This window comes from Mannheimia bovis, from assembly GCF_014541205.1.
Taxonomy (GTDB): domain Bacteria; phylum Pseudomonadota; class Gammaproteobacteria; order Enterobacterales; family Pasteurellaceae; genus Mannheimia; species Mannheimia bovis.
Window position 1 is genome coordinate 2051601 of sequence record NZ_CP061280.1, and the last position, 21848, is coordinate 2073448.

General features: G+C 38.7%; 20 protein-coding genes. 13 read left to right on the forward strand and 7 right to left on the reverse strand.

What is annotated here, in order from left to right; all coding sequences use genetic code 11:
- Nucleotides 1-123: 123 nt before the first annotated feature.
- Nucleotides 124-2493 (forward strand): maltodextrin phosphorylase, encoded by a 2370-nt coding sequence (malP, locus tag ICJ55_RS10125; RefSeq protein ID WP_188156688.1) that lies wholly within the window; start codon nt 124-126, stop codon nt 2491-2493.
- A gap of 82 nt (nt 2494-2575) precedes the next feature.
- A complete protein-coding gene (malQ, locus tag ICJ55_RS10130) occupies nt 2576-4654 on the forward strand; it encodes a 4-alpha-glucanotransferase (RefSeq protein ID WP_188157729.1) in 2079 nt (692 codons plus the stop codon).
- A 72-nt stretch (nt 4655-4726) separates the two neighbouring features.
- On the opposite strand, the gene ICJ55_RS10135 is transcribed toward malQ, so the two are convergent.
- A complete protein-coding gene (locus tag ICJ55_RS10135) occupies nt 4727-6385 on the reverse strand; it encodes a putative transporter (RefSeq protein ID WP_188156689.1) in 1659 nt (552 codons plus the stop codon).
- 215 nt (nt 6386-6600) lie between these two features.
- Here ICJ55_RS10135 and ICJ55_RS10140 point away from each other — a divergent pair, with 215 nt between their 5' ends.
- The 10 genes from ICJ55_RS10140 to ICJ55_RS10185 all read left to right on the forward strand — a co-directional run bounded on the left by ICJ55_RS10140 (nt 6601) and on the right by ICJ55_RS10185 (nt 15015).
- Nucleotides 6601-7977: a Na+/H+ antiporter family protein gene (locus tag ICJ55_RS10140; protein WP_188156690.1), complete on the forward strand. Its 1377-nt coding sequence runs from the start codon at nt 6601-6603 to the stop codon at nt 7975-7977.
- Nucleotides 7978-8071: 94 nt separating this feature from the next.
- Complete coding sequence (gene xthA / locus ICJ55_RS10145; protein ID WP_188156691.1) at nt 8072-8875, forward strand: exodeoxyribonuclease III; 804 nt, start codon at nt 8072-8074, stop codon at nt 8873-8875.
- A 146-nt stretch (nt 8876-9021) separates the two neighbouring features.
- Nucleotides 9022-9606, forward strand: coding sequence for an LPS export ABC transporter periplasmic protein LptC (lptC, locus tag ICJ55_RS10150; RefSeq protein ID WP_188156692.1), 585 nt, complete (start codon nt 9022-9024; stop codon nt 9604-9606).
- 24 nt (nt 9607-9630) lie between these two features.
- A complete protein-coding gene (gene lptA / locus ICJ55_RS10155) occupies nt 9631-10137 on the forward strand; it encodes a lipopolysaccharide transport periplasmic protein LptA (RefSeq protein WP_188156693.1) in 507 nt (168 codons plus the stop codon).
- Nucleotides 10138-10146: 9 nt separating this feature from the next.
- Nucleotides 10147-10872, forward strand: a complete 726-nt coding sequence (lptB, locus tag ICJ55_RS10160; protein ID WP_188156694.1) for an LPS export ABC transporter ATP-binding protein — start codon at nt 10147-10149, stop codon at nt 10870-10872.
- 42 nt (nt 10873-10914) lie between these two features.
- A complete protein-coding gene (locus ICJ55_RS10165; protein ID WP_188156695.1) occupies nt 10915-11445 on the forward strand; it encodes a PTS sugar transporter subunit IIA in 531 nt (176 codons plus the stop codon).
- A 9-nt stretch (nt 11446-11454) separates the two neighbouring features.
- Nucleotides 11455-12321, forward strand: coding sequence for an RNase adapter RapZ (gene rapZ, locus ICJ55_RS10170; RefSeq protein ID WP_188156696.1), 867 nt, complete (start codon nt 11455-11457; stop codon nt 12319-12321).
- 87 nt (nt 12322-12408) lie between these two features.
- Entirely contained in the window at nt 12409-13593 is a 1185-nt protein-coding gene (locus tag ICJ55_RS10175; protein WP_188156697.1) for an FAD-dependent monooxygenase, read from the forward strand.
- A 138-nt stretch (nt 13594-13731) separates the two neighbouring features.
- Entirely contained in the window at nt 13732-14313 is a 582-nt protein-coding gene (locus tag ICJ55_RS10180) for a lipoprotein HlpB (protein ID WP_188156698.1), read from the forward strand.
- A 63-nt stretch (nt 14314-14376) separates the two neighbouring features.
- Nucleotides 14377-15015 (forward strand): lipoprotein Hlp, encoded by a 639-nt coding sequence (locus ICJ55_RS10185; protein WP_188156699.1) that lies wholly within the window; start codon nt 14377-14379, stop codon nt 15013-15015.
- A gap of 51 nt (nt 15016-15066) precedes the next feature.
- On the opposite strand, the gene metQ is transcribed toward ICJ55_RS10185, so the two are convergent.
- The 5 genes from metQ to metN form a co-directional block, all read right to left on the reverse strand.
- The gene (metQ, locus tag ICJ55_RS10190) at nt 15067-15858 is read right to left on the reverse strand and encodes a methionine ABC transporter substrate-binding lipoprotein MetQ (protein WP_188156700.1); all 792 of its coding nucleotides are present in this window, start codon (nt 15856-15858) and stop codon (nt 15067-15069) included.
- Nucleotides 15859-15936: 78 nt separating this feature from the next.
- Nucleotides 15937-16767, reverse strand: a complete 831-nt coding sequence (locus ICJ55_RS10195; RefSeq protein WP_188156701.1) for a MetQ/NlpA family ABC transporter substrate-binding protein — start codon at nt 16765-16767, stop codon at nt 15937-15939.
- A gap of 95 nt (nt 16768-16862) precedes the next feature.
- A complete protein-coding gene (locus ICJ55_RS10200) occupies nt 16863-17690 on the reverse strand; it encodes a MetQ/NlpA family lipoprotein (protein WP_188156702.1) in 828 nt (275 codons plus the stop codon).
- 22 nt (nt 17691-17712) lie between these two features.
- Nucleotides 17713-18390 carry a methionine ABC transporter permease gene (locus tag ICJ55_RS10205; RefSeq protein ID WP_188156703.1) on the reverse strand — a complete coding sequence of 226 codons (678 nt, stop codon included), beginning with the start codon at nt 18388-18390 and terminating at the stop codon, nt 17713-17715.
- Nucleotides 18380-19414: a methionine ABC transporter ATP-binding protein MetN gene (gene metN / locus ICJ55_RS10210; protein WP_188156704.1), complete on the reverse strand. Its 1035-nt coding sequence runs from the start codon at nt 19412-19414 to the stop codon at nt 18380-18382. The genes ICJ55_RS10205 and metN overlap by 11 nt, the downstream gene beginning before the upstream one ends.
- A 281-nt stretch (nt 19415-19695) precedes the next feature.
- Here metN and ICJ55_RS10215 point away from each other — a divergent pair, with 281 nt between their 5' ends.
- Entirely contained in the window at nt 19696-20385 is a 690-nt protein-coding gene (locus ICJ55_RS10215) for a glutathione S-transferase family protein (RefSeq protein ID WP_188156705.1), read from the forward strand.
- Between the two features lie 76 nt (nt 20386-20461).
- On the opposite strand, the gene cysS is transcribed toward ICJ55_RS10215, so the two are convergent.
- Nucleotides 20462-21841: a cysteine--tRNA ligase gene (gene cysS, locus ICJ55_RS10220; protein ID WP_188156706.1), complete on the reverse strand. Its 1380-nt coding sequence runs from the start codon at nt 21839-21841 to the stop codon at nt 20462-20464.
- Nucleotides 21842-21848 lie beyond the last annotated feature (7 nt).

A 21848-nucleotide genomic window follows, 5' to 3' on the forward strand; every position in this document is an offset into this window, starting at 1 on the left:
TATCCTCCATTTATGTTCTAACTACTTCCTAATAATCATACCACACAAGGTGATTATAAGGATGATTTGATTTTATTCGGATTTCACATAATAGCGGTGTTCATTTTTAACTGGGGGTTTCCTATGACATTTAATTCTATTGTAGAAAAATACTGTCGCTACTTTGATGTGGCAGATCCAAAACACTTCACCTTACAGCAATGGTACCAAGTCGTTGCAGAAGGTTCCCTTGAACTTATTTATAGTCAGCCTGCAACTAAACCGACAGAATCACGCCACGTAAACTATCTTTCGATGGAATTTTTAATCGGTCGTTTAACCGGCAATAATTTAATGAATTTAGGATATTACGAACAAATTCGTGAATATCTTAAACAATATCAAGTTGAATTAGTAGATGTTTTAGAGCAAGAGCGTGATCCAGCATTGGGAAATGGTGGATTAGGTCGTCTTGCTGCCTGTTTTTTAGACTCAATGGCAACTGTTGGACAAAATGCGACCGGCTACGGGCTTCACTATCAATACGGTCTATTCAAACAAAGCTTTAAAGAGGGAATGCAAAAAGAAGCTCCGGATACTTGGGCTCGTGATAGCTACCCTTGGCATCGTTTTAATCCATCTAAAACCCGTCATATCGGGTTTGGTGGAAAAATCAAACAAATTCAAGCCGATCAATATGAGTGGCAACCTAAATTAACAATTCAAGGTAAAGCATTTGATTTGCCAATCGTAGGTTACAAAAATAACATCATTCAACCGCTGCGTTTATGGCAGGCAGATAGTGATCAATCTTTTGATTTTGATGCTTTTAATGACGGTAAATTCTTAACTGCAGATAAAACTATTGTCAATGCAGCCGCACTTACGCAAGTACTTTACCCAAATGATAACCATAAAGCAGGGCAAAAATTACGCTTAATGCAACAATACTTCCATTGTGCCTGCTCTGTGGCAGATATTTTAGATCGCCACCTCAGCGAAGGTTATCCGTTAGAAGATTTGGCTAAACGCCAAGTAATCCAATTGAATGATACTCACCCAACACTCGCTATACCTGAATTAATGCGTGTACTGTTAGATGATCACCAATTCACTTGGGAACAGGCTTGGGATATTTGCTCAAATACCTTTGCTTACACTAATCATACCTTATTACCTGAAGCTCTTGAGCAATGGGATCAACGCCTATTTAAGCAATTATTACCTCGCCATTACCAAATTGTGGAAAAAATCAATGATATTTTCCACAACCAAGTACGGGCGGAATTTGGCGATGATGCCAAAATTTGGGAAAAATTAGCCGTACTATTTGACTATCGTGTGCGTATGGCTAACCTTTGCGTTGTTACCTGTTTCCGTGTAAACGGTGTTGCAGAAATTCACTCGGATCTCTTAGTAACCGACTTATTCCCGGAATATCACCGATTGTTCCCAACAAAATTCTGTAATGTTACTAACGGCATCACACCTCGTCGTTGGATTAGACAAGCAAACCCACAATTAAGTGATTTATTGGATCGTACCTTAAAACAAGATTGGACACACGATCTGGAATTATTAAAAGGCGTTGAAAAATATGTTGATGACACCGGCTTCCGTGAAGAATATCAACGTATTAAACGTAACAATAAAGTGGTTTTAGCAAATGAAATCCATAAAACACTAGGATTAAATGTCAATCCAAGTGCGATTTTTGATGTACAAATCAAGCGTTTCCACGAATATAAACGCCAACATTTAAATTTATTAAATATTATTGCGACCTATCAGTCGCTAAAAGCTAACCCAAACCAAGATTACACTCCACGTGTATTCCTATTCTCAGGCAAAGCGGCACCGGGTTATTATTTAGCAAAAAATATTATTCACGCCATTAACAATGTGGCAGATATTATCAACAACGATAAACAAGTGAATGATAGACTACAAGTGGTATTCCTACCGGATTATCGAGTCAGCCTTGCTGAAAAAATTATTCCCGCTGCCGATGTTTCAGAGCAGATATCAATGGCAGGAAAAGAAGCCTCCGGTACCGGTAATATGAAATTGGCACTTAACGGTGCATTAACATTAGGTACACTAGATGGAGCTAATGTGGAAATTGCCGAGATGGTGGGTGAGGAAAATGTCTTTATCTTCGGACATACCGTAGAAAGCGTGCGGGAACTGTTAGCAAAAGGTTATCAGCCTAAAACCTATTACAATCAAGATCCGATTCTGAAAAATGCGGTTGATTTCTTAGCCAAAGGGAAAGCCTCTCACGGCAATAAAGAAACATTCAAACTAATGTTAGACAGCCTGCTAGAACGCGATCCGTTCCTAGTCTTTGCCGATTTTGACAGCTACCGCCAAACACAAGAGAAAATTGGTATAGCCTATTTAGATCAAGAAGCTTGGCTACGTAGTGCGATTTTAAATACTGCCCGTTTAGGTACGTTTAGCTCAGACCGCTCAATTAAAGATTATCAACAACGTATTTGGTTGAATAGATAATAACTTCGGGCGACTTCTTCTCAACAGGAAGTCGCCTATTTTCTGTTGTATTTCATATATATTTGATATGTGGAGAAAAATGATGAAAATAACTACCAAACAATATCATCGGGCAGGTATTATGCCCTATTTTTTCGATGAACGTGGTGTAAAAAAATCAGCGTCCGAAAAAATAAAATATACTTTATTCAAAACATTTAACGGCAATATTCAAGTAAGCTCTACACCAATTCCTGCTGTCAAAATTTTTTATCAGCACCAACCCTGTTTTTTACCTTTCCATTTAGCCGATAAAAAAAATCCATTAACCGGCAATTGGCAGCTCCAACTAGAAAACTCAAGCCAAGTTATTTCCGGTAAAATTAAAGCTCGGGGAATTACATTACCCCAAGACTTACCTTTAGGTTATCACCAATTACAACTAAACACGGTAGATAAAACCTTTAATTGCACTATTATTATCGCTCCGGAGCGTTGCTATCAACCTCAAGCCGTGCTTGAACAAAAAAAATTATGGGGAACATTTCTACAGCTCTACACCTTAAAATCAGCCAACAACTGGGGAATCGGTGATTTTGGTGATTTAAAAAACTTCATCCAACAAATTGCACCTTACCAAGCAGATTTTATTGGCTTGAATCCGATTCACTCTCTTTTTCCGGCAAACCCGAATTCTGCAAGCCCATACAGCCCATCCTCTCGCCGATGGCTGAATATCGCCTACATTGATGTCAATCAGTTGGTAGAATTTCAACAAAGCGATGAAGCTCAAACTTGGTTTCATTCCGCTGAAATCCAGCAACAGTTATCTCAATTACGCAATCAAGCCTGGTTAAATTACGATCAAATCATTCCATTGAAATTGAAAGGGCTACGCTTTGCTTTTGCAAAATTCCAGCAAAATATGACCGCTTGTTCCGACTCAGCCTTCACTGAATTTGTACAAAAAGGTGGTGAGAGTCTACAAGTTCAAGCTACATTTGATGCTCTTCATCAATATTTATCCACACAATTTGCGGACCAATGGGGCTGGGATTTCTGGGCGAAAGCGTACCAAGATTATCATTCTGCTGCCGTACAACAATTTAGAGAAACACATAAAGCAGACGTGGAATTTTACCTTTGGTTGCAATTCATTGCCGATCAGCAATTAGCAGAATGTGATGCAATTTGCCGTCAGCAAAATATGAACATTGGTATGTATCGCGATCTCGCCGTTGGCGTCAGCCCCAATGGAGCAGAAACGTGGAATGACAAACAACTTTATTGTTTAAATACGTCTGTCGGTGCTCCACCTGATGTATTAGGTCCACAAGGACAAAACTGGGGCTTAACCCCAATGAATCCACACGTGTTAAAACAACAAGCCTACCGCCCGTTTATTGAGTTGGTCAGAGCTAATATGAAGCATTGCGGAGCATTACGCCTTGACCATATTATGTCTTTATTACGATTATGGTGGATTCCAAAAGGCGACAGTGCAGTGAATGGTGCTTATATCCGTTATCCTGTTGATGATTTAATTGCTATTTTGGCACTTGAAAGCCAACGCCATCAATGCCTGATTATCGGTGAAGATTTAGGCACTGTGCCAAAAGAAATTGTCAGCAAACTCAAAAATGCAGGTATTTTGTCTTACAAAATCTTCTACTTTGAATTTGACGAACATGGCCAAAGCCGTGATTTGCAGCATTATCCTTATCAAGCAATGACAACGTTAAGCACTCATGATTTACCAACTATTAATGGTTATTGGCGAGGCTATGATTTTGAATTAGGCGAAAAATTCGGTGTATATCCGAATGCAGAAATTCTGGCAATTCTGAAACAAGAACGGGTAAATGCAAAAGCAAAAATATTAAAACGACTAAAGCAACATAATGTCACGATAGAACCTGAAATCAACGAACAGCTCAATTCCGCGGTAAATACCTCATTTATTCATCGTTTACAAAAGTATGTAGCAAATGTGAGTAGCGGACTATTCGGCTTCCAACCTGAAGATTGGTTGGGCATGACCGAGCCGGTTAATATACCGGGAACCAGTACGCAATATGCCAACTGGCGACGTCGCTTGACCGTAAATATTGAAGATATTTTTGCTGATACTGCAATCCAAGCTTTATTGAGGAAAGTGAACAAAATCCGTAAAGAAAAATAACAAATACACAGTAAACAGAAAAAGGGGTAAAAGAATTTATTCTTTTACCCCTTTCGTATATTAAGAAGAATACTACCCTGCAACCCAAAGCATTATCGCCAGCACTTGTGGCAACATTATGCGTAGAAACATTACAAGTGGGTAAACAGTAGCATAAGAGAGAGCAGCTGCACCGTTACCTTCTTTGATTTCGTTAGCGAATGCAAGAGCCGGTGGGTCGGTCATTGAACCGGCAAGTAATCCACAAAGACTTAGGTAGTTCATTTTGGCGTAAATTCTGGCAATCAATCCTGTAATCATAAGCGGAAAGAAGGTGATGATTGCACCAAAGAGAATCCATTCCATACCTTCGCTACTGAGTAATGTTTCAAGAAATCTTCCGCCCGATTTTAAACCAACAACCGCTAAGAAAAGCACAATCCCAATTTCACGCAGAGCAAGGTTCGCACTCGGTGGCATAAACCAATAAAGTTTACGAATGCTGCCAATTCTTGCCAAAATGAGAGCCACCACCAGAGGTCCTCCGGCTAAACCCAGCTTTAACGCAACAGGGAAGCCCGGTAAATAAATTGGAATAGAGCCAAGTAGCACGCCTAAACCAATCCCAATAAAAATAGGTAACATTTGGACTTGTTGTAATTTCGATTGAGCATTGCCGATAATCGTCATTACCATTTCAATATCAGCTTGACGACCAACTAAATTCAATACATCACCGAATTGCAGCGTCATATCGCCCGTTGGGATTAACTCTACCCCAGCACGGTTGAGGCGTGAAATCACAACATCATATTTGCCTTTGAGCATTAATTGACGAATTTGTTTGCCGAATACTTTTTCGTTAGTAACTACTGCTCGTTCTGAACGATAAATTGTGCCTTTTGTGGAAACAGATACATCTGCAACTTCGCCCAAAATAATTTGCATTTTATGTAACGATGCTTGATCGCCTACTAAATGTAATATATCACCAACTTGTAATACCGTATCTACTCGGGGAATAGAAAGCTCCTCACCTCTTTTTAAACGAGAGTAGGAAACTTCGTGCAAATCAAAATCAGGTAATTGATTAAGTGTTAAACCGTTAATATTAGGATTTGTTAAACGCACATTTAAAGTGCTGAGTTGTTCTTTACCTTGATTTTGAGATTGGTTAAAAGCTTCTGCTTCTTTATCAATATTAACTTTTAAGATGATACGAATTAACCACATTGCCAACAGAATACCGATAATCCCAAACGGATAAGCAATGGCATAGCTCATACCCATCATTTCGGTTACATTTTCGCCACTTAGTTCGGCAAGCACTTGTTGACCAGCCCCAAGAGAAGGTGTGTTAGTAACCGCTCCCGAGAAAATGCCTAAAATCACAGGTAATGGAACACCGAACAATTTATGAATAAGAACAACAAGGACACCACTAAGTAACACAATTAAAACGGCAAAACCATTGAGCTTTAAGCCTGAATGTTTAAGGGAAGCAAAGAAACCCGGACCTACTTGAATACCTATTGAGTAAACAAATAAAATTAAACCGAATTCCTGAATAAAATGGAGAGTGTGGGCATCAAGTTTTACACCAAATTGTGCCATAAAATGGGACACCAATAACCCGCCAAATAACACACCACCAATGCCTAAACCAACGCCTCTAATTTTGATATGACCAATCCATAAACCAAGTACTGCCACTAAAGATAATAAACTGACAGTAAGTGCAATTTCGCTCATAACAGCCTCTATCTAATACGAAATACCTCAAAAATGGTAGTTAATTTTAGCAAATCTCAAAAACCAAAAATGCGATCTATATCAAAAAAATAAATATTGATAGCATTACTCCAATGCTAATTTTCAAAAAAGTTCCCTAATTTAAAAAAAATTCTCGACAACTCTATTTTTTGGGGTAAATTAAACACTATTTTTATTACTTAAGGACAAACACAATGTTATCTAACGAAGTTTTTATTTCGATTATCGTGTTATTAGTACTGAGCTTGCTTAGAATTAACGTGGTAATCGCTCTTATTATTTCGGCACTTACCTGTGGCTTAATCGGCAATTTAGGTGTTGAAGGTGTCGGATTTACTGATGCACTACAAAAAACAATAAAAAGTTTTACCGGTGGCTTAGGTGGCGGTGCAGAAACAGCAATGAACTATGCCGTGCTTGGTGCTTTTGCAGTAGCTCTTTCAAAATCAGGCGTAACCGATTTATTAGCTTATAAAGTGATTAAATCATTCGGACACAGCCCGTCTGGTCGCTCTGTAACTTGGTTTAAATACATTGTATTATTTGTGCTAGTTGCTTTTGCAATGTCTTCACAAAACTTAATTCCAATTCACATTGCCTTTATTCCTATCTTAATTCCACCACTATTAAGTGTGATGAATAAATTACAGATTGACCGCCGTGCGGTTGCTTGTGCTTTAACATTTGGTTTAACCGCCACGTATATGCTAATTCCGGCAGGTTTCGGGCAAATCTTTATTGAGAGCATTTTAGTAAAAAATATTAATCAAGCAGGCGAGCAATTTCAATTAGTGGCAACCACTGCTGAGATGACAAAAGCAATGCTTATTCCTGTATTAGGTATGATTGTTGGTTTACTTTTTGCATTCTTTATTTCATACCGTAAACCTCGTGTCTATGCAGAAAATACACCTGAACCAACTGTTGATGATATTGAAACTCGAGTAGCTAACGTTAAACCTTTCCATATCGGCATTAGCATTTTAGCAATTGTCGCAACCTGTTCGGTACAATTAGCAACAAATTCAACCATTATCGGTGGTTTAGTCGGCTTAGTGATTTTTGCTCTGGGTGGCGTATTTAGATTAAAAGAGAGCAATGATGTTTTCCAAGCAGGCTTACGTTTAATGGCGATGATCGGCTTTGTGATGATTGCTGCTTCCGGTTTTGCCGGCGTGGTTAATTCAACCGGTGGTGTGCCAGCATTAGTGGAAAGCCTGCGTGATGTCATCTCATCAAAAGAGATGGCAGCATTATTAATGCTCGTAGTTGGCTTATTCATTACAATGGGAATTGGCTCATCATTCTCAACTGTACCTATTATTACCTCAATCTACGTGCCACTTTGTGTGTCTTTTGGTTTCTCACCACTTGCAACAATGGCGATTGTGGGTGTAGCAGCCGCATTAGGCGATGCAGGTTCTCCAGCATCAGATTCTACGCTTGGTCCAACATCAGGCTTGAACGCTGACGGCAAACACGACCACATTTGGGATTCCGTTGTGCCAACCTTTATCCACTTTAATATTCCACTATTAGTGTTTGGCTGGATTGCAGCAATGACACTTTAAGTTATAATACGCAAAATTTTGCGAAAAAAAGACCGCTTGTAAACTCACAAGCGGTCTATTTTCATTTATATTTTACAAAATCAGGTTACATAGAATGAAGTTTATCTCTTTTAATATCAATGGATTGCGAGCTCGTCCACATCAGCTTGAAGCCATTATCGAAAAACACCAACCAGATGTATTAGGATTACAAGAAATCAAAGTGGCTGATGAAGATTTCCCTTACGACTTAGTCAATCATTTGGGCTATCACGTTTTCCATCACGGACAAAAAGGGCATTATGGCGTTGCCTTATTAACTAAAAAAGAGCCTATTGCTGTGCGTAAAGGCTTCCCAACCGATATGTTAGATGCTCAAAAGCGAATGATTATGGCAGATATCGAAACCGATTTTGGCGTTTTAACCGTGTTAAACGGCTATTTTCCACAAGGAGAAAATCGTAGCCACGAAACCAAATTCCCTGCCAAGCAGAAATTCTATGCCGATTTGCAACACTACTTGGAAACCGAGCTAAAGCCAGAAAATCCAATTATCATTATGGGCGATATGAATATCAGCCCAACAGATTTAGACATCGGCATCGGCGAGCCGAACCGTAAACGTTGGTTGCGTGATGGTAAATGCTCTTTCTTACCCGAAGAACGGGAATGGTTAGATCGCTTACACAGCTACGGTTTAGTTGATACTTTCCGTGTTGCTAACCCGGAAGTAAACGATAAATTCTCGTGGTTTGATTATCGATCTAAAGGCTTTGACGACAATCGCGGCTTGCGTATTGATTTAATTCTCGCCTCAAAATCACTTGCTGAGCGTTGTGTAGAAACAGGAATTGATTTAGAAATTCGTGCGATGGAAAAACCATCTGACCACTCCCCTGTTTGGGCAACCTTTAAATAATTTGCAAAAAAATTTACTTTTTTAACCGCTTGTAGTGCTTTCACAAGCGGTTGTTTTTTCTCACTTTTTTGCATTTTCACGTCATACTATATCCCTTTTCAAATTTGTGCTACAATCAAACACTATTTTTAGACTATATTTAGATTATGAATACACGCTTAACCGTTATTTTACTGATTATTGTTGCCATACTCGGCGGTTGGTATTACAGCTTACAAGAGAAAGATAACACAGGGCTTGATCAGCTGATTAAAAAGGAAGGGCAGCCTGAATATGTAGGGAATAAAATGTCCACCACAGTTTATGATTTGAAAGGCAATCCACAATATTTCGCTCAGGCTACGGAAATCAAACGTTATGAATCCACCGAGCGAACCGAGTTTTTTAAACCTTTTATTGAACTTTTTGCGAAAGAATCTACGCAAAAACAATGGAAAATCAGTGCTGATTACGCTGAAATTACCAAAGAAAAAATGCTCAATTTAAAAGGTAATATCAAACTTGATGCGTTAGATCCTGCCTCCCGTTTACAACAAATCACTACAGATACTTTAACCGTTGATTTAAATACGCAGGATATTTTTACCGAAAGTACGGTCAAATCAATAGGTTCTGGTTTTACGACAACAGGGGTTGGATTAAAAGGTAACTTAAAACAGCAGGTTACCACCTTGCAAAAAGAAGTAAAATCTTACATTGAACCGACTATTATTAAAGAAACAAAAGAATAATTTGCTTTTGGATAAGGAATAAAAATGAAATTAATGTTTAAATCTATTTTAGTAACAATGTTACTAGGTAGCAGTTTTTCAGCTTATGCGTTAAAAGGTGATACCGATCAACCTATCAATATTGATTCGGGCAGCCAATCTTTAGATATGACAAATAATATCGTTACCTTTAGCGACAACGTAGTGATTACACAAGGCTCTATTAAAGTAACTGCTGAAAATGTAAAAATTACTCGTCAAGAGGGTAAAAAAGAAACCATTGATGCCACAGGTTCGCCTGTTACCTTTCAACAAACATTGGACAATGGTAAGCCAGTAAATGGCAAAGGCAGCAGTGTTCACTATGACTTAAATTCGGAATTTTTAACCTTAATCGGCAATGCTGAATTAAAACAGCAAGGTAGTTTTATTAAAGCTGAAAAAATTACTTACGATGTAAAAAAACAGCAACTCAAAGCAACTAGCGGCGGTAAATCACGTGTAAAAACCGTGTTAATTCCAAACGAACTTCAAGATAACAAGAAAAAATAGGGTTAGTCTATGTCTGTACTTTATGCAGAACATTTAGCGAAAAGTTATAAACAACGCCAAGTGGTAAAAGATGTCAGTCTGAATGTAAAATCAGGTGAAATTGTTGGCTTGCTTGGTCCGAACGGTGCAGGTAAAACAACTACTTTCTATATGGTTGTTGGGTTGGTTCGCCACGATCACGGTACAATTCGCATTGATAATGAAGATATCAGTACATTACCAATGCACGACCGAGCCAAACAAGGCATTGGCTATCTGCCGCAAGAAGCCTCAATTTTCCGCCGTTTGAGCGTGTATGATAATTTAATGTCTGTGCTACAAGTGCGTAAAGATATTAATAACGAACAACGTAAAGCTCGTGCTGAGGAACTTATTGCTGAATTTCATATTGAGCACATCCGCAACAGTTTAGGGCAATCGCTCTCCGGTGGAGAACGTCGTCGTGTGGAAATTGCCCGTGCATTAGCTGCAAATCCGAAATTTATTCTGTTAGATGAACCCTTCGCCGGAGTTGATCCTATCTCGGTGATCGATATAAAAAAAATTATTGTGAATTTAAAAGAGCGTGGTTTAGGCGTTCTGATTACCGACCACAACGTGCGTGAAACCTTAGATGTATGCGAACGTGCTTATATTGTAGGGAGTGGTGAAATGATTGCCAGTGGTACGCCACAGCAAGTGCTTGAAAATCCGGATGTAAAACGTGTTTATTTAGGCGATCAATTCAAACTTTAACTAAATCCCCTTTTTAGGGGATTTCATCTTTAGATGAAAATTATGACAAAATTAACAGAATTTTTAAGCCCGGAAAACATTCGTCAAGGCGTGTTAGTTTCCAGTAAAAAACGGGCGTTAGAGTTAGTGGGAAAAGTGATAGCCGAATCCATTAATCAACCACACTTACAACAAGCAGAAACACAGAATGAAGCCATCTGCCCTATTGACTGTTTTGCGAATTTATTTAAGCGTGAAAAGTTAGGTTCTACAGGTTTAAATCAAGGTATTGCACTTCCTCACGCAAAATTACCCGCTTGCGAAACCTTAACATTAGATAAACCAATTGCGGTATTTTTGCAGTTAGAAGAAGCTATTGATTATGAAGCACAAGACAACAAAGATGTTGATCTTATTTATGCTATTATGTTCCCTGAAAATAGCTGCGAGCAATATAAAAGCTGCTTGCCACAAATTGCTAAACAATTAACGGATAAATCCTTATTAAAACAACTCCGAGCAGCAGAATCAGCAGAGGATATTTGGCAAATTTTGGTGTATGCTGATAATCACCCAAAAGATGAAGAAGAATAGTGAGGCAATATGGAATTAATCATTATCAGTGGGCATTCCGGCTCCGGTAAGTCAGTGGCATTAAGAGCATTAGAAGATGCTGGTTATTACTGCGTTGATAATATTCCTTTAGCGTTAATTCCAACCTTAACCTACTATCTTACCCAAGAAAATCGTTCTGCGGTCATTAGCTTAGATATTCGCAATCTACCGAATACGCCTAATGCCATTGAAGAGTTAATCACTCAGCTTGAACCTTTAAATGCTAAGCTGATTTTCTTAGATTGTGATCGTAATACGCTCATTCGCCGTTATAGCGACTCTCGTCGTATTCATCCACTCTCCACTCAAAATGATCTTTCATTGGAAGGAGCTATTGATCTCGAACGGAAATTGCTTGAGCCATTAGTACAAAATGCTAACTATATTATTGATACCAGCAATCTCTCTTCACACGAGTTGGCAGAAAATCTACGTCATTTATTAAAAGGTTCTAGCGATAAAGAACTTAAAATTATTTTCCAATCCTTCGGTTTTAAATACGGCTTGCCTGCCGATGCCGATTATGTGTTTGATGTCCGTTTTTTACCTAACCCGCATTGGAACCCAGAATTACGCCCAATGACCGGTTTGGAACAGCCTGTGATCGATTTTTTAGAACGCCAAACCGACGTACATAATTTCATCTACCAAACACGCAACTATTTAGAAATGTGGCTACCAATGTTAGAGAAAAATAACCGTAGCTATCTGACTATTGCGATTGGTTGTACCGGCGGGAAACACCGTTCTGTATTTATTGCCGAGCAATTGGCAAAATATTTCCAAGCGAAAGGCAAGAATGTACAAATTCGCCATAAAAGTTTGGAAAAACATCATAAAAAAACCTCTAATTAGTTAAGCTACAAGCGGTTAAATTTCTTCCATAAATTGCAATTTTTAGAAAAATTTTGACCGCTTGTAAATTTTGAAATGTAATCAGTTATGAAATCTACAGATATTGTTATTATTGGCGGCGGAATGGTTGGGCTTGCTCTTGCAGGATTATTAAAAGAGACCAACTGCCAAATTAAAATCATTGAAAAAAACACGCCTCAATTTGATGATAGCAAAACTCACCACCGTGTCAGTGCTATCAACGCCTCAAGCCAAAAAATGTTGGAGCAAATTGGAGCATTCCAACAAATTCCCGAACATCGCCTCTCCCCTTATACTGAAATGTTTGTTTGGGAAAAAGACAGCTTTGCCAACATTCATTTCGATAATAACGATGCCGAAATTAAGCAGTTAGGCTTATCACAACTTGGCTTTATTATTGAAAATGCGGTTATTCAACACTCTCTTTGGCAACAAGTATCTCAACAATCCAATGTGGAATATATTGTCGCAACCCCGAAAACATTAGGTATAAGCGAGAATGGGGCATTTTTAACACTCGATAATGGTGAAATGATCTCAGCTAAATTAGTGGTAGGTGCTGATGGAGCAAATTCTTGGGTTCGTCATCAAACTAAAATCCCCTTAACCAGCAAAGATTATCAACATACCGCCTTAGTGTGTAATGTAAAAACAACGGAAAAGCATAATAAAACTGCTCGTCAAATCTTTGCTGAAGATAGCATTTTGGCTTTCTTACCAATGGCAGATGAAAATCTTTGCTCAATTGTTTGGTCATTACCACCAGAAAAAGCCAAAACCTTGAGCGATTGCAGCGAGCACGACTTTAATAAAGCTCTAAGCATTGCCTTTGATAATCAACTTGGCTTATGCGAATTGCAAAGTTTACGCGAAATTTACCCGCTTACCGCACGCTTTGCCCGTGATTTTGCACAGCCTCGCATTGCATTAATTGGCGATGCGGCTCACACTATCCACCCCCTAGCTGGCTTAGGTGTAAACTTAGGATTTGCGGATGCTCTAACACTTGCTCAAGAAATTCAAAAACATCTCGCTAATGATGAAGATATTGGTGAATATCGCCATTTACGCCAATTTGAGCGGGAACGTAAAGCACAAGCGGTAAAATTATTAGCCACAATGGAAGGATTAAAACAGCTTTTCAATGGCAACCACCCATTGAAGAAATTGGTAAGAGGTGTTGGCTTAAGTATGACAAACCAACTCCCTTTCGCCAAAAAGCTATTAATTCAACAAGCTCTTTACCTATAGAATGTAAATTAGATTGAAATAGCGTAAAGATTTCATCTTTTATGAACTAATATTAAGACTGTCAGTCTATTAGTTGGTACAATAACCGCCCCTTTACACCTTTGGGGTTTATTTTCATCTTTTTGAGGAATTATTTTAATGAACAAAATTACTAAAATCAGTGCAACCGCTTTAGTCGCTTTATTTTTAGCCGCTTGTGATAAACCGGCACAAAAAGCACCTGCAACAGAACCGGCAAAAACAACTGAAGCAGCACCGGCAGCTACTCCGGCTGCAGAAGCTGCAAAACCGGCTGAAACAACAGTTGCCGCTCCAAGCGAAGCAGCAAAAGCAGACTATCAAAAATTAGCTACTTGGAATGCAGAACAAGAGAAATCAATGCAAGCAGCACAAGTTGAATTGCAACAAAAATTAGCAACACAAGATGCTGCTCAAATGCAAGAAGGATTGGTTGCATTTAACAAAAAAGTTGAAGATACCGTAAAAAGTTTAGAAGCTGTTGATGTATCTGATGCTCAACTTAAAGAGTTAAAAGAAAAAAGCAAATCTGCTCTAACACTTTCAAGTGAAGTGCTTAACGAACAAGTAAAAGTGCTATCTAATCCAACGGATGAAGCACTAAGACAATCAGCACAGAAAAAAGCTGAAGCATTAATCGAAGTTAATACTGAGTTACAAAAAATTAGTGCTGAAGTAGAAAAAAGATTTTCAGCTAAATAATTAGTATAATATAGAAAGCTAGAGATTTTGCTCTAGCTTTTTTTTAGGGACTTAAGGACGATTATGAACACTCTTTCTAAAATTAGTTTATCTGCATTATTTGCAATTTTTTTGACCGCTTGTGAAAAGCCTAATACTCAATCAGCCGAACAGAAACCAGAGCAAGTACAAGCCTCTGAGGTAAAAAAAGAAGAAGTTAAGCCGGTAGATACTGGAGCAGAAGATTATAAAACCTTCCGTGATTGGCAAGACAGTCAAGAAAAAGCCTTGAATGATGCTATTCAAACAGCAACTGATGCTCTCACAGATAAACAAAAAGCTGATCCTGCGATTATGCAAGAAACAGTGAATAAAACCTTACTTACACAGCTTGATAGCATTAAAGCAAGTGCTGAAGCACTGAATATTCAGAATAGTGAAGTAAAAGCACTTAAAGATAAAACATTAGAAGTGCTCACTTTAGGTACTCAAATGATTATTGAGGGAGCGAATATGGAGAAAAATCCAACACCAGAAGCTCATAAAGCCTTTGGTGAACTTCAGACTAAACTTAATCAGTTAGCGGAAGAAGGGCAGAAATTGGAGAATGAATTAAAGGCAAAATATGCCCCTGATACTCAACCTGAGGTAACACCAGCAGAAACAAAACCTCAAGAAACAGCTCCCGTTAATACAGCACCAACAGAAGCAACAACAAAATAAAAAATAAGGCATAGCTTTATCGCTATGCCTTATTTTTTAAGGAATACAAGGTTACCAACCTTTCACCATTGCTCCTTTAAACTCTTCATTTGCTTTATTATAGACTTCCTCAGTTTGGTAAGCCTTCACAAAATCTTTTACAGCGTCTGAATTTTGATTATCTTCACGAGCAACAATTAAATTCACGTAAGGAGAATCTTTATCTTCCACAAATAAGCCGTCTTTTGTTGGCGTTAAGCCATTTTGACCGGCATAAGTGGTATTGATAATTGAAAATGCAACATCATCTAAAGTGCGAGGTAAAAGCGGTGCTTCAATCTCCTGAATAACTAACTTACGAGGATTTTCAATAATATCAACACTAGTTGCTTTTAAACCTGCGTCAGCTCTTAATTTAATTAAACCTTGTTTTTCCAATAAAATTAATGCTCGAGCTAAATTAGTCGGGTCATTTGGCACCGCAATAGTATCACCATCTTTTAACTCTTCTACAGATTTAATTTTCTTAGAATATGCTGCAATCGGGTAAACAAATGTATTACCGACCGGTACTAATTTATAACCTTTTTCTTGGATTTGGTTATCTAAATACGGTTTGTGCTGGAACGCATTTAAATCTAAATCACCTTTATTTAAAGCTTCGTTTGGTGTTGCATAATCGGTAAATACTACCAGCTCCACATCACGGTTATATTTTTCTTTCGCAATTTTTGCCGCTACTTCCATTACTTTGTGTTCAGGACCTGAAATCACGCCAACTTTTAACTTCCCCGCTTTATCATTACAAGCGGTCAAAAATAGTGCAGAAATTGCAACTACACCTAAAATTTTATTGAATTTCATAATGTCTCCTTTTTTAATATTTATCATCTAAAAAAATGAGCAGTAGCTCGCACTACTACTCATTTTAATAGGGGTAAATTACCAACCTTTTACCACACCGCCGTTAAATAATTTTAACGCTTCTTGGAATACTTCTTCGGTTTGGAATGATTTCACAAAGGTTTGTAAACGTGGATCATCTTTGTTGTCTTCACGACTCACCACTAAATTCACATACGGAGAATCTTTTGATTCAACAATAACTCCGTCTTTATCCGGGCTTAAACCTGCTTGACCTGCGTAAGTGTTATTGATGATCGCCAATTCCACATCGTCTAACATACGGGTTAATAATGCGGTGTCAGCTTGTACGATTTTGATATTTTTCGGGTTTTCAATAATATCATTTTCCGTTGCAAACACATTTTTCGGATCTTTTAATTTCAACAAGCCGTGTGCTTGAAGTAATAATAACGCACGAGCGGTATTACTTGCGTTATTTGGAATCGCAACTTGAGCCCCCTCTTTTAACTCAGAAATATTTTTGATTTTTTTCGAGTAAGCTGCAATTGGCCATACTAAAGTGTTACCGATGATCGCTAATTTATAGCCACGATCTTTCATCTCTTGTTCCATATAAGGCACTGTTTGGAATGCGTTTGCATCTAAATCTTTCGCGTGTAATGCTGCGTTTGGCTGTGTATATTCAGTAAATTGAACTAATTCCACTTCTAAACCGTATTTCTCTTTTGCAATTTTCACTGCAACTTCCGTCATTTGTGCTTCAGGACCGGTCATTACGCCAACTTTTAACGGAGCTTGTTTCTCCGCTTTTGCAGGTTCTGCCGCTGCTTGTGTTTTTTCTTCTTTACAGGCGGTTAATGCTAAAGCAGATACTAACACTACGCCTAATAGTTTTTTAAAGTTCATTTGAGTTCTTCCTATATAAGAGTTTTAAAATAAAAAGCGATTAACCTTAGAGATCAAGCTCAGCGATTAATCGCTAATATGAAAAAAACAGAAAATTACCAGCCTTTTACTACACCATCTTTGAAGTGTTTTTGTGCTTCTTGGTACACTTCTTCAGTTTGGTAAGATTTGATAAAGTTTTGTACATTTGCAGCATCTTTGTTGTCTTGACGTGCTACGATAATATTTACATAAGGCGAATCTTTAGATTCTACAAACACACCGTGATCTTGCGTATTTAAGCCAACTTGACCTGCGTAAGTGTTATTCACTACCGCTAAATCTACGTCATCTAATGCTTTTGCAGCAATTGAAGTATCCACTTCTTTAATTTCTAATTTTTTCGGGTTCTCAATAATATCTACTGACGTTGAGAATAAATTAGTATTATCTTTTAACTTAATTAAGCCTTGTTTTTCAAGCAAAATTAATGCACGAGCTAAGTTAGACGGATCATTTGGTACGGCAATCACAGCACCATCTGCCAATTCAGCAACATTTTTCACTTTTTTAGAATAGCCGGCTAATGGATAAACGAAAGTGTTCCCCACAATTACCAAGTTGTTTAAGCCTTTTGATTGGCTGTCTTTATCTAAATACGGCTTGTGTTGGAATGCGTTAGCATCTAAATCGCCTTTGCTTACTGCCGTATTTGGTAATGCATAGTCGTTAAATAATACAAATTCAACTTCTAAACCGTATTTTTCTTTTGCAATTTGAGCAGCACGTTCCGCAACAGTATGCTCAGGACCAGACATTACACCTACTTTAATTTTCGCTGCCTGCACAGTTTGAGCTGCTGGCTCTGCTTTTTTCTCTTCTTTACAAGCCGTTAATGCGAGTGCTGATACTAATGCTACGCCTAATACTTTTTTGAAATTCATAAAAACCTCTGTTTTAATAAAATTAACGATGATCGTAACGTTTTGCTAAAGTATCACCCAATTTCTGGCTTACCATCACAATCGCCACAATAATAATTGTTGCAATCCATTTCACATAAACCATATTACGGTGTTCCCCGTAACTGATTGCCAAGTTTCCTAAACCGCCACCGCCAACAGCGCCAGCCATTGCAGAATAACCGATTAACGCCACTAAAGTTAAGGTAATGCCGTTGATTAAAATCGGTAACGATTCCGGCAAATAGAATTTACTCACAACTTGCCAATTGGTTGCCCCCATTGATTTTGCTGCTTCAGTTAAGCCTGATGGAATTTCCAATAACGCATTAGAGGTTAAGCGAGCAAAAAACGGAATTGCCGACACACTTAGCGGCACTATCGCAGCTGTTGTCCCTAAAGTCGTCCCCACAATTAAACGGGTAAACGGCAGTAAAATAATCAACAAAATAATAAACGGAATTGAACGCCCGATATTAATAATCACATCTAAAATTTGATGTAATCTTGGGTTTTCTAAAATTTCACCTTTACCTGTTAAAAACGCTAAAAAACCGATGGGTAAACCAATTACCACCGCTAATGCGGTTGCCACAAAGCCCATATAGATGGTTTCAAAAGTAGAACTCCATACTAAGCTCCACATCTGTGGTGTCATCTCTTTTAAAAAATCAGCCCACATAGCCTAACACCTCTACTTTTACATTATTATCCATCAAATAAAATTTTGCTTCTGCAATTGCATCTGAATTGCCGCTTACTTCTGCAATCACAAAACCAAATTTCACACCGCCTGCATAGTCAATTTGTGACATCAAAATACTGAAATCAATGCCAAATTTTTTCGATGCTGTGGAAAGCAACGGAGCATCAACAGAACGACCGGTAAATTCAAATTTAATAATAGGCTGACTATTTTCGGTTGGTGAACTTAAAAGTTGCTCGGTATATTCTTGCGGTAGCTCAAAGTGGAAAGTTGATTGAATAAATTTCTGAGCCAATTCTGTTTTTGGATTTGAGAAAATTTCGCTTACCGAGCCAGACTCAATCAACTGCCCTCTATCAATTACTGCCACACGGTCGCAAATACGTTTCACTACTTCCATTTCGTGAGTAATCAACAAAATAGTTAAGCCTAAACGTTTGTTGATATCTTTTAATAATTGCAGAATAGATTGAGTGGTTGCTGGGTCTAACGCACTGGTTGCCTCATCACAAAGCAGAACGTGCGGATCACTTGCCAACGCACGGGCAATCGCCACACGCTGTTTTTGACCGCCGGAAAGATTTGCCGGGTAAACATCTTTACGATCAGTTAAGCCCACCAACTCTAATAATTCATTCACTTTTTTCTCAACTTCAGCTTTCGGCGTATTGCTCAAACGCAACGATAACGCCACATTCTCGAACACGGTTTGAGAAGAAAGCAAATTAAAATGTTGGAAAATCATCGCAATATTACGGCGAGCTGAAATCAGCTCTTTATCCGACATTGCAGTTAAATCTTGCCCATCAACAATTACTTGCCCCATTGTCGGGCGTTCTAATAAATTTACGCAACGAATTAAGGTACTCTTACCTGCACCTGAAGCCCCAATCACACCATAAATTGTGCCTTTCGGAACGTCCAGATTCACATTATCAAGAGCGGTAATTTTTTTACCCTTTACCTCAAACTGCTTGCTGATATTTTTCAGCTGAATCATTTTTCTATCCACATTAATTAAAATTATTTCTTCGCTATTTTAGACGTCTAGATTGCTATGTCAATCAACTATCTTGATTTTTTTATTCCAAATAAGCATAAAGCATAAAATTATAGATTGCATCTGAAATAAATTAGGGTTTTATATGATTAATTTTCATAAAAATAGGATTTTCCCTACGGCTATATAAGGTAACCATAAAATTTTCTCGAATGTATCAATGCTGTGTATAATATTGCAACAGACAGTGTACCCCATATTCACAAGGGCTTTAGAAAATTATGATTACATTACACCATTTAGAAAAATCCCGCTCTTTTCGGGTTTTATGGCTTTTAGAAGAGTTAAAAGAAACTTATGGTTTGGAATATCAACTGATTTCCTATAACCGCAATGCACAAAATCTCGCCCCGAGTGAATTACTCCAAATCCACTCGATGGGTAAAGCCCCTATTTTGGTGGATGACAGTTTGCCGCAAGGTGAACAGGTTTTGGCAGAATCGGCATTGATTATTGAATATCTTTTGAAATTCTATGATAACCGCCAACAATTTAGCCCAAGCTCCGCATTTAATGCGTGGAGGGATTACCAATTTTGGCTCCATTTTGCTGAAGGCAGCTTAATGCCACCGGTGGTGATGAAATTGATTTTGTTGAAAGCGGTCGAAAAATCGCCCTTTTTTGCAAAGCCGATCGTTCGCCAAGTAAAAGCCGGGGCGGAAAAATTGTTGCTAGATGGTAATGTGCAAAAAGGATTGCAACTGTTAGAGAAACAGCTACAAGGTAAAGATTGGCTGGTAGATGAAAAATTAACAGGGGCAGATATTCAGCTCTATTTCGCCGCTGCAGGAGCAATTAAAATCGGCCAGCTTTCGTTAGCCGATTTCCCAAATACCGCCCGTTGGCTAAACAATTGTGAGCAACGCACTGCCTTTGCAAAAGCGGTTGAGCTAGGCGGAAAACCGCTTTAACCGTATTTCCCTAAAAAAACAAGCGGTCAGAATTTGCAAATTTTTTGCAAAATCCAACCGCTTGTAAACACTCGAATTACGCCTTACGCCAAATTGTGCCGTTTGGAGTGTCTTCCAGCACGATATTCATCGCTTTGAGCTTATCCCGTACTTCATCAGCAACCGCCCAATTTTTAGTGGCTTTCGCCTCATTACGTTGCTTGATAAGTGCCTCAATTTCTGCGGTTTCATCCGCATTCGCATCGCCTTTAAGGAAAGCATCAGGATCTTGTTCAAGCAAGCCTAACACGCCGGCAAGTTCTTTTAATCTCACCGCAAGTGCATTGGCTTTTGCCATATCTTCGGTTTTGAGCTTGTTCACTTCACGGGCAATTTCAAATAACACCGCTAATGCTCCCGGTGTGTTGAAATCATCGTCCATTGCGGTTTTAAAGGCTTCCACATATTGCTCACCTGCGGTTGCCACGCCAGACACATCACAACCACGCAAAGCGGTATATAGGCGTTCTAATGCCGAGCGGGCTAAATCCAAGTTCTCTACGCTGTAATCTAATAACGAGCGGTAATGGGCAGTTAAGAAGAAATAACGTAGCGATTCCGCATCATATAAGCCCAACATATGGCGAATACTGAAGAAATTACCGAGCGATTTTGACATTTTCTCTTTATCAATCGTCAGCATTCCGGTGTGTAGCCAATAATTGACATAATCGCCGCCGTGAGCACAGCAAGATTGGGCAATTTCGTTTTCGTGATGCGGAAACATTAAATCTGAACCGCCGCCGTGAATATCAAAATGTTCGCCCAGCTCTTTACTGTTCATTGCCGAACATTCAATATGCCAACCCGGGCGACCGTTGCCCCACGGGCTTTCCCAGCTTGGCTCGCCCGATTTCGACATTTTCCATAATACGAAGTCCATCGGGCTTTTCTTCACTGATTTAATTTCAACCCTTGCGCCGGCTTGCAGTTGCTCTAAATTTTGACGAGATAACGCACCGTATTTTTTAAAGGATTCTACATCAAACATCACATCGCCATCTGCCGCCACATAAGCGTTACCGTTTTTAATCAGCTTTTCCACCATCGCAATAATTTCAGGAATATGCTTGGTGGCACGAGGTTCTACATCAGGACGGAGAATATTGAGATCGTCAAAATCTTGGTGCATTTCAGCGATCATTCGCTCAACTAATTCATCGCAAGTTTCGTTATTTTCTAATGCACGTTTGATGATTTTATCGTCCACATCGGTAATGTTGCGAACATAACGCAAGTTATAGCCCAAATAGCGTAAATAGCGGGCAATCACATCAAAAGAAACGAAAGTACGACCGTGCCCGAAATGGCAAAGATCGTAAACCGTCACTCCACAAACATACATTCCCACCTGTTCAGGGTTAATCGGTTTAAATTCTTCTTTTTCCCGTTTCAGGGTGTTATAAATTTTGAGCATAAAGTCC

Excerpts from the sequence above, each read along its gene's own strand:
- ICJ55_RS10135 (WP_188156689.1), bottom strand. The coding sequence starts at position 6,385 with ATGAGCGAAATTGCACTTACTGTCAGTTTATTATCTTTAGTGGCAGTA.
- ICJ55_RS10215 (WP_188156705.1), top strand. The coding sequence starts at position 19,696 with ATGATTACATTACACCATTTAGAAAAATCCCGCTCTTTTCGGGTTTTA.
- malQ (WP_188157729.1), top strand. The coding sequence starts at position 2,576 with ATGAAAATAACTACCAAACAATATCATCGGGCAGGTATTATGCCCTAT.
- metQ (WP_188156700.1), bottom strand. The coding sequence starts at position 15,858 with ATGAAATTCAATAAAATTTTAGGTGTAGTTGCAATTTCTGCACTATTT.
- ICJ55_RS10195 (WP_188156701.1), bottom strand. The coding sequence starts at position 16,767 with ATGAACTTTAAAAAACTATTAGGCGTAGTGTTAGTATCTGCTTTAGCA.
- ICJ55_RS10140 (WP_188156690.1), top strand. The coding sequence starts at position 6,601 with ATGTTATCTAACGAAGTTTTTATTTCGATTATCGTGTTATTAGTACTG.
- lptB (WP_188156694.1), top strand. The coding sequence starts at position 10,147 with ATGTCTGTACTTTATGCAGAACATTTAGCGAAAAGTTATAAACAACGC.
- rapZ (WP_188156696.1), top strand. The coding sequence starts at position 11,455 with ATGGAATTAATCATTATCAGTGGGCATTCCGGCTCCGGTAAGTCAGTG.
- ICJ55_RS10175 (WP_188156697.1), top strand. The coding sequence starts at position 12,409 with ATGAAATCTACAGATATTGTTATTATTGGCGGCGGAATGGTTGGGCTT.
- ICJ55_RS10185 (WP_188156699.1), top strand. The coding sequence starts at position 14,377 with ATGAACACTCTTTCTAAAATTAGTTTATCTGCATTATTTGCAATTTTT.
- lptA (WP_188156693.1), top strand. The coding sequence starts at position 9,631 with ATGAAATTAATGTTTAAATCTATTTTAGTAACAATGTTACTAGGTAGC.
- metN (WP_188156704.1), bottom strand. The coding sequence starts at position 19,414 with ATGATTCAGCTGAAAAATATCAGCAAGCAGTTTGAGGTAAAGGGTAAA.
- ICJ55_RS10200 (WP_188156702.1), bottom strand. The coding sequence starts at position 17,690 with ATGAATTTCAAAAAAGTATTAGGCGTAGCATTAGTATCAGCACTCGCA.
- cysS (WP_188156706.1), bottom strand. The coding sequence starts at position 21,841 with ATGCTCAAAATTTATAACACCCTGAAACGGGAAAAAGAAGAATTTAAA.
- ICJ55_RS10180 (WP_188156698.1), top strand. The coding sequence starts at position 13,732 with ATGAACAAAATTACTAAAATCAGTGCAACCGCTTTAGTCGCTTTATTT.
- ICJ55_RS10165 (WP_188156695.1), top strand. The coding sequence starts at position 10,915 with ATGACAAAATTAACAGAATTTTTAAGCCCGGAAAACATTCGTCAAGGC.
- malP (WP_188156688.1), top strand. The coding sequence starts at position 124 with ATGACATTTAATTCTATTGTAGAAAAATACTGTCGCTACTTTGATGTG.
- ICJ55_RS10205 (WP_188156703.1), bottom strand. The coding sequence starts at position 18,390 with ATGTGGGCTGATTTTTTAAAAGAGATGACACCACAGATGTGGAGCTTA.
- lptC (WP_188156692.1), top strand. The coding sequence starts at position 9,022 with ATGAATACACGCTTAACCGTTATTTTACTGATTATTGTTGCCATACTC.
- xthA (WP_188156691.1), top strand. The coding sequence starts at position 8,072 with ATGAAGTTTATCTCTTTTAATATCAATGGATTGCGAGCTCGTCCACAT.